This window comes from Azospirillum himalayense (genome assembly GCF_042657465.1).
Lineage (GTDB): Bacteria > Pseudomonadota > Alphaproteobacteria > Azospirillales > Azospirillaceae > Azospirillum > Azospirillum himalayense.
On record NZ_JBHSLC010000113.1, the window covers coordinates 67,309 to 75,745 of the forward strand.

The 8,437-nt window shown below is 68.6% G+C and carries 6 protein-coding genes; all 6 read left to right on the forward strand.

What is annotated here, in order from left to right:
* The first annotated feature begins 8 nt into the window (after window positions 1-8).
* Entirely contained in the window at window positions 9-3,125 is a 3,117-nt protein-coding gene (locus tag ACFPMG_RS31005) for an efflux RND transporter permease subunit (RefSeq protein ID WP_376999462.1), read from the forward strand.
* Between the two features lie 37 nt (window positions 3,126-3,162).
* Window positions 3,163-3,555 carry a hypothetical protein gene (locus ACFPMG_RS31010; protein WP_137141090.1) on the forward strand — a complete coding sequence of 131 codons (393 nt, stop codon included), beginning with the start codon at window positions 3,163-3,165 and terminating at the stop codon, window positions 3,553-3,555.
* Between the two features lie 62 nt (window positions 3,556-3,617).
* On the forward strand, window positions 3,618-4,109 hold the full coding sequence (locus tag ACFPMG_RS31015) for a WD40/YVTN/BNR-like repeat-containing protein (protein WP_376999464.1): 492 nt from the start codon (window positions 3,618-3,620) through the stop codon (window positions 4,107-4,109).
* A 19-nt stretch (window positions 4,110-4,128) separates the two neighbouring features.
* Entirely contained in the window at window positions 4,129-4,587 is a 459-nt protein-coding gene (locus ACFPMG_RS31020; protein WP_376999466.1) for a c-type cytochrome, read from the forward strand.
* Window positions 4,588-4,738: 151 nt separating this feature from the next.
* Window positions 4,739-7,141, forward strand: a complete 2,403-nt coding sequence (locus tag ACFPMG_RS31025) for a heavy metal translocating P-type ATPase (protein WP_376999468.1) — start codon at window positions 4,739-4,741, stop codon at window positions 7,139-7,141.
* A gap of 414 nt (window positions 7,142-7,555) precedes the next feature.
* On the forward strand, window positions 7,556-8,437 hold an 882-nt coding region (locus ACFPMG_RS31030; RefSeq protein WP_376999470.1), incomplete at its 3' end, for a DUF4236 domain-containing protein.

The following is an 8,437-nucleotide window of genomic DNA, read 5'->3' on the forward strand; positions in this document are numbered from 1 at the left end:
GCCCCGCCATGTTCAACGTCCTCGTCAACACCAGCCTGCGCAACCGGCTCTTCGTCCTGGCCGCCGCGGCGATCCTTGTCGTCTACGGCTCGTTCGTCCTCAAAGACCTGCCGATTGACGTCTTCCCCGACCTGAACAAGCCCACGGTCACGCTGATGACGGAGGCCGAGGGGCTGGCGCCGGAGGAGGTCGAGCAGCTGGTTTCCTTCCCGCTGGAAACGTCGATGAACGGCATGCCGGGCATCACCCGCGTGCGCTCGGTGTCCGGCGTCGGGCTCAGCATCGTCTTCGTCGAGTTCGACTGGGGCACCGACATCTACCGCAACCGCCAGCAGGTCGCTGAGCGTCTGGCCATCGTCCAGGGGCAGCTTCCGCCCAACGTCCGGCCGCAGATGGGGCCGATCTCTTCCATCATGGGCGAAATCATGCTGATCGCCATGTCCGGCGACGGCGTCAGCCCGATGGAGGTCCGTGAACTCGCCGACTGGGTGGTGCGGCCGCGGCTGCTCGCCATTCCCGGCGTCAGCCAAGTCATCCCGATCGGCGGGGAGATCCGGCAGTACCGCGTCGCCCCCGACCCGGCGCGCCTGCACGACCTGGAGATCACCACGGACGAGCTCGTGAAGGCGCTCCAGCAATTCTCGGCGAACACCGGTGGCGGCTTCATCGACCAGCATTCCCAGGAGTACCTGATCCGCAACATCGGCCGGACGACCCGGCTGGAGGACCTCCGCAACCTCGTCGTCGCCTACAAGATGGGGCAGCCCATCCTGCTCCACCAGATCGCCGCCGTGGATTTCGCCGCCCGCGTGAAGCGCGGCGACGCGGGCGTCAACGGCAAGCCCGCCGTGATCCTGTCCGTCCAGAAGCAACCCGGCGCCGACACCACGACATTGACCGCCGAGGTGGAAGCCGCCCTGGGCGACTTGGCGAAGTTCCTGCCGAAGGGCGTCCACGCCGACGAGATCCTGTTCAAGCAGGCCAATTTCATCCAGACCTCCATCGGCAACGTGGAGAAGGTCCTGCTGGAGGCGGTCGCCGTCGTGGCGGTGATCCTCTTCCTGTTCCTGCTGAACGTGCGGACGACGTTCATCTCGCTGACCGCCATCCCGATCTCGATCCTGATCACCGTGCTGGTGTTCAAGGCGTTCGGGATGTCGATCAACACCATGACGCTGGGCGGCCTCGCCATCGCCATTGGTGAACTCGTCGACGACGCCGTGGTGGACGTTGAGAACATCTACCGGCGCCTCGGCGAGAACCGGCGGGCGGGCAACCCGCGGCCCGTCCTGGAGGTGGTCGCCTCGGCCTCGCAGGAGGTGCGCTCGGGCATCGTCTACGCCACCATCATCATCATCCTGGTCTTCGTGCCGCTGTTTGCGTTGACCGGCATCGAGGGACGCCTCTTCGCGCCCCTGGGCGTTGCCTACATCGTCTCCATCCTGGCCAGCCTCGTCACCGCCATCACCGTCACGCCGGTGCTGTCCTACTACCTGCTCCCCAGGCTGAAGCGGCTGGAGGAGCACGACAGCTGGCTGGTCCGAAAGCTGAAGGCCGGGAACGCTCGGCTCCTGGGCTGGGCCTTCGCCAACCCGGGGACGCTGTTCGCCACGGTGGGGACCGCCGTTCTGATCGCCGCGGCGACGGTGCCGAGCCTGCCACGCGCCTTCCTGCCGCCGTTCAACGAGGGCACGCTGACCATCTCCATGGTGCTGAACCCCGGCATCTCGCTGGCCGAGTCCAACCGGGTCGGGCTGGCGGCGGAGAGGCTGATCATGCAGGTGCCCGAGGTGGCCTCCGTCGGGCGCCGCACCGGCCGCGCCGAACTCGACGAGCACGCAGAGGGCGTCCACTCCAGCGAGATCGACGTCGATCTGAAGCCGTCCGAACGCAGCCGGGCCGAGGTGCTGGCCGATGTCCGCACCCGACTGGCCGCCCTGCCGGTGTCGGTGAACATCGGCCAGCCGATCTCGCACCGCCTCGACCACATGCTGTCTGGGGTCCGCGCCCAGATCGCGTTGAAGGTCTTCGGGGAGGATCTGGACACCTTGCGCAGCCTCGCCGGACAGCTTCAGCAGAAGCTCGCGGGCGTACCCGGGCTGGTCGACCTCCAGATCGAGAAGCAGGTCCGCATCCCGCAGGTCCAGGTGGTCGTGGACTACGAGCGGGCGGCGCTCTACGGCGTCACCCCGTCCATGGCGACGGAGGCGCTGGAGAGCCTGTCCAACGGCCGCGTGGTGTCGGAGATCGTCGACGGCACCCGGCGTTTCGACGTCGTGCTGCGCCTGTCGGACGAGGACCGCACCACCAGCGGCCTGGCGAACCTGCTGGTCGAGACCCCGGCGGGCCGAGTGCCGCTCAGCCTGTTCGCCTCGGTCGAGGAGACGGACGGCCCCAACCAGATCCTCCGGGAGAACGGCAAGCGCCGCATCGTCATCCTCGGCAACTCCGACGGCCAGACGGACATGGCCCGGATCGTCGCAGGCATCCGCAATGTCGTCTCCACGTCGCAGTTGCCGTCCGGCTACTTCACCAGCCTGGAGGGCACCTTCCAGGCGCAGGAGGAGGCGTCGAAGACCATCGCCGCGCTGTCGATGGTGTCGCTGGCGATGATCTTCCTGGTGCTCTACAGCCGCTACCGGTCGGCCGTGCTCGCCCTGATCATCATGGGCAACGTGCCGCTGGCCCTCATCGGCAGCGTCGCGGCGCTGTGGATCGCCGGGCAGCCGCTGTCGGTCGCCTCGATGATCGGTTTCATCACGTTGACCGGCATCAGCACGCGCAACGGCATCCTGAAGATCAGCCACTACATCAACCTGGTCCTGCACGAGGGCGAGACCTTCGGCAAGGCCGTGGTGATCCGGGGCAGCCAGGAGCGCCTGACGCCGGTGCTGATGACCGCGCTGTCGGCGGGCGTGGCGCTGGTGCCGCTGATGATCGGCGCCGACGCGCCGGGCAAGGAGATCCTGCACCCGGTCGCCGTCACCATCTTCGGCGGGCTGGTCAGCGCGACCCTGCTCGACACCGTCCTGACCCCGGTCCTCTTCCTCAAGCTCGGCGAGAAGCCGCTGAACCGCCTGGTCGCCGCCCAGGCCGGTTCGCTGCGTCCGGCCGAGGCCTACTGATCCCCCTCACCCGGTCCATCCAGAAGGAAACCACACCGTGAAGTTCTCGACCCTCCTCCTCGCCGCCGCCCTGTTCACCGCCCCGGGCACGGCCTTCGCCGACGGCCCGAAGATCGGCCCGAACGGCGGCCAGCGCGCCGACGCGGGCCCCTACCATGTCGAAGTCGTGCTCAAGGGCAACGACGTCGTCCTGTACGTGACCGACGGCGCCGACAAGCCGGTCGACGTGACCGGCGCCAAGGCCGAGGCGACCGTCCTGGCGAACAAGCAGACCCAGAAGGTCGCGCTCGAACCCGCGGGCGGCAACGCCCTCAAGGGGCAGGCGAACCTCGGCGGCGCGCACGACAGCGTCAAGGTGGTCACCGCGCTGACCATGCCCGGCCAGAAGCCGGTGCAGGCCCGCTTCGAGATGGGCCACGCGGGTCACTGAGATCGGTATGGGCGGCATGAGGCTCCCCGCCCCATGCCGCCCCGCAAGCAAGGAGATGCGCGATGAGCGCCAAGAAGAAACTCGCCACGATGGCTGCCGCCCTGCTGGTCGGTGCCGTGGTCGCCGGACCGGTCCGGGCGGCCGAGACCCTCAAGCTGAACGAGGTCTCGCACCTCCACGGGATTGCCGTGGACCCCACGGACCCGTCGCGCCTGTATCTCGCCTCGCATCACGGCGTGTGGCTGACCAACCCCGACGGCACGGCCACGCGGGTGTCCGACAACCGGTCGGACTACATGGGCTTCACGCCCGACCCGGCGCAGCCCGACGCCTTCTTCGCCAGCGGCCATCCGGAGAAGGGCGGGAACCTCGGCGTCCTCGTCTCGACCGATGGCGCGAAGACCTGGAAGCAGGTCTCGGCGGGTGTGAACGGACCCGTGGACTTCCACGCCATGGACGTCAGCCCGGCCGACCCGAAGGTGCTGTACGGGCACTACGGCAGCGTCCAGATCAGCCGCGACGCCGGGAAGACCTGGAAACCGTTCCGGTCGTGATGTGCCGGGGGATGTAGTGATGAAAGCGATGAAGATTGGCGTTGGCTTGGCCATGGGTGCGGCGATCGCGGTGGCTGGCGTCGTCCTGTTCGCTGGACCCAAGGCAGGCGCCGATCCAACCGACGCCGCCCAGGTTGCCCAGGGCAAGGCGGTCTACGCGGAGCAGTGCGCGTCGTGCCACGGCGCGCGGCTCGAGGGCCAGCCGGAGTGGCAAAGCCGCAAGCCGGACGGCCGTCTGCCCGCGCCGCCGCACGACGCCTCCGGGCACACGTGGCACCACCCCGATGCCGACCTCTTCAAAATCACCAAGCGAGGCGTCGCCGAATTCGCCCCGCCCGACTACGAGAGCGACATGCCCGCCTTCGGCGGCGTGCTGAGCGATGCCGAGATCTGGGCGGTCCTGGCCTTCATCAAAAGCTCTTGGCCCGAAGAGATCCGTCATCGCCACGCGGCCCTGAGCGAACGCGCGAAGAAGTGAGGAGCGGACGCGAGCGGGCCACACAACGCGCTTGACCTTCCAGTCATTGGAAGGCGGAGCCTTGGTCTCATGGATGCCATCGCACGCCGGTGCCGGGAAGCGCGAACGAACGCGGAGGCACCGACGCCTGCATGCGAAGGGAGAAGCGAACATGAACGACCAGCACCGCAGCCACGCACACCGTCCTGACCACCGCGGTCACGGTGGGCACGACCACCACGCCGGTCCCGCCAACCGGCCCAAGGTGAAGGACCCCGTGTGCGGCATGATGGTCGATCCCGAGCGGACCGGGCACCAAGCCGGGCACGGCGGCCAGACCTTCCACTTCTGCTCGGCGCGCTGCCGGGATAAGTTCGTCGCCGACCCGGAGCGGTACCTGAAGCCGGAGGCAAAGCCCGCCGCTCCCGAGAAGGCCGCCCAGGCGTCGCCGCAGAAGGGCGTGATCTACACCTGCCCGATGCACCCGGAGATCCGCCAGGAGGGGCCGGGCAACTGCCCGATCTGCGGCATGGCCCTGGAGCCGGTCGGAGCCACCCTCGAGGAAGGGCCCAACCCTGAACTCATCGACATGACCCGGCGGTTCTGGATCGGCACCGCCCTGACCGTGCCGCTCGTGCTCCTGGAACTCGGCGCCCACCTCCCGGGGCTCGGGCTCCACACCCTGATCTCGCCCCAGGCTTCCCTGTGGCTCCAGTTCCTGCTGGCGACGCCGGTGGTGCTGTGGGCGGGCGGGCCGCTGCTGGAGCGGGGCTGGCGGTCGTTCGTGAACCGCAGCCTGAACATGTTCAGCCTGATCGCGCTGGGCGTCGGGGTGGCCTACGTGTTCAGTCTGGTCGCGACGTTCCTGCCGGGCATCTTTCCGCCGAGCTTCCGAGGCATGGATGGCGTGGTGGCCGTCTACTACGAGGCGGCCGCCGTCATCACGGTGCTGGTGCTGTTGGGCCAAGTGCTCGAACTCCGCGCTCGTGAGCAGACCGGCGGCGCCATCCGCGCCCTGCTGAACTTGGCGCCGAAGACGGCGCGCCGTATCCGTGCCGATGGCGAGGACGAGGAGGTGCCGCTCGAGGTGGTCCAGGTCGGCGACCGGCTGCGCGTCCGTCCCGGCGATGGGGTGCCGGTCGACGGCGAGGTCCTGGAGGGCCGCAGCGCCGTCGACGAGTCCATGGTCACCGGCGAGAGCATGCCGGTCGGGAAGCAGCCGGGCGCCCAGGTCATCGGCGGTACCGTGAACCAGACGGGCGCCCTGGTGATGCGGGCCGACAAGGTTGGGTCCGACACCATGCTGTCGCGCATCGTGACCATGGTCGCCGAAGCCCAGCGCAGCCGGGCGCCCATCCAGCGCATGGCCGACGTGGTGTCCGGCTACTTCGTCCCGGCGGTGATCCTCGTGGCCGCCCTGGCCTTCGTCAGCTGGATGGTCTGGGGGCCGCAGCCCGCCTTCGCCTACGCGCTGATCGCGGCGGTCTCGGTGCTCATCATCGCCTGTCCTTGCGCGCTGGGGCTGGCGACGCCCATGTCGATCATGGTCGGTGTCGGCAAGGGGGCGACCGCGGGCGTCCTGATCAAGGACGCGGCGTCCCTGGAGCGGTTCGAGAAGGTCGACACGCTCGTCGTTGACAAGACCGGCACCCTGACCGAGGGCAAGCCAAAGGTGACCGCCGTGGTTCCGGCGACGGGCATCGCCGAGGCGGACCTTCTGACGCTGACGGCCAGCCTGGAGCGGTCGAGCGAGCACCCGCTGGCGGCCGCCATCGTCGCTTCCGCCAAGGAACGGGGCCTGCCGCTGCGGGACGTCGCCGACTTCGGCTCCGTCACCGGCAAGGGCGTCGTCGGGACGGTCGGCGGGCGCACAGTGTCCCTCGGCAACGCCGCGATGATGCGGGACCAGGGTGTCGCGCTGGGCGACCTGGAAACGCGCGCCGATGACCTCCGGCGCGAGGGCGCCACCGCTCTCTTCGCCGCCATCGACGGCCAGCCCGGTGGCGTGATTGCGGTCGCCGACCCGATCAAGGCGACCACGCCGCACGCGCTGGAAACGCTCCGGAACGATGGTGTGCGGATCGTCATGCTGACCGGCGACAACCGGACCACGGCCGAGGCGGTGGCGCGCCGCCTGGGCATCGACGCGGTCGAGGCCGAGGTGCTGCCGGAGGACAAGAACCAGGTGGTGAAGCGGCTGAAGGCGCAGGGCCGGGTGGTGGCAATGGCCGGAGACGGCGTGAACGACGCCCCGGCGCTGGCCGAGGCCGACGTCGGCGTGGCGATGGGCACCGGCACCGAGGTCGCGATTCAGAGTGCCGGGGTGACGCTGGTGAAGGGGGATCTGGCGGGCATCGCACGGGCGCGGACGCTCAGCCGGGCGACGATGCGCAACATCCGGCAGAACCTGTTTCTGGCGTTCGTCTACAACGCGCTGGGCGTGCCGGTCGCGGCGGGTGTCTTCTACCCGCTGTTCGGGTGGACGCTGTCGCCGATCATCGCCGCGGCCGCGATGGCCCTGAGTTCGGTGTCCGTGGTCGGCAACGCGCTGCGGCTGCGTAGGCTCAAATTGTAGAAGGATCGACGGGTGCCGCCCGCGCCCGATCGCCGTAGCGGTCCTGCGGTTCGGCTGGCCCTTGTTGGGGCGAATCGCCCATCCAAGCTCTTCGTCTGGACCAAACCCGCCGATGCCATCCTCGCCAAGCTCGCCCGTCTGCCTGCACCTTTTAAATGGGTCAGTGCACCAGCTTCGCGAGCGCGACGGAGGACGGGGGCGAAGGGCAGGATGACGTCCGAGGCTGCGGTTGATAGCCGACATTCATGTCAGTAGAATTCTATCGAAGATGATCCTTAACTCATCTGAAACGCCTTATAGGAGATTGTTCAAAGACATCATCAACAGGAAGTGGATGGTCACCGCCAGACCTGTTAGCTTCACGCCCCACCAAAGATCGGTGCATCCGTACAAGCTGCACCCCAGGAGGGCCGTATGGGGTTACGCTTTCAGAAGCGCGTGACGCTGTTCCCAGGCGTGAGGCTGAACTTCAGCGGCGGCGGGATCAGCACGACGATCGGGGGCCGTGGGGCAAGCGTCAACATCAGCCCAGGCGGCGCCCACCTGAACCTCGGCCTGCCAGGAAGCGGACTGTCCTACCGCACCCGGCTCGACGGGAACGGAGCCCAGCCCACCCGGGCGGAACCGGCCGTCTCCGCCCCTCCGGCGGGCCGCGTCCCCGCTCGGCCTTTTCCGGCGCAGCCGCTCCCGGCCCCTCTTCGTCCCCTTCCACCGGGCGAGGGCGAGATCCGGAGCGCCGCCATCTCCACGCTCACCAGCGAGGGGCTCGGCGACCTGAAGAGGCTCATCAACGAGGCCGACGCGCGCAAGCGGTCGGCGAAGATGAAGCTCGAAGCCGCCGAGCACTCCCGCGTCCTGGCGGAACGGCGCCTGACCTCCGCCCGGCGTTTCATCGTGCGACTCTTCCTGTGGTCGGCCATCCCGACCCGGCGGCAGGAGGTCGTCGATCTTGACCGCAAGATCGCCGAGGCCGGAATGGAGCTCGACGGCTCCCACATCGACCTGGACTTCGCCTTCGACCAGCCGACATACGACGCGTACGATTCACTCCGCCGCGCCCATGCCCGCCTGCGTGCGAGCGACATGATCTGGGACGTCACGGCCTCCTTCCTGACGAACCGGGTCGCCGAGCGCACGACCGCCACCACGCGCGTGGACCGGACGCCGGTGCGGCTGTCGGAGACGGCATCGGACCTCCTAACAGGACGCGGAAAAAGGTCTGTTGCCTGCCGGCCTGTCGTGATTCTCTACGGTCGTGGAGAATGCAGCCAGCGAGGGGGCGATGCGGGGCTCGGA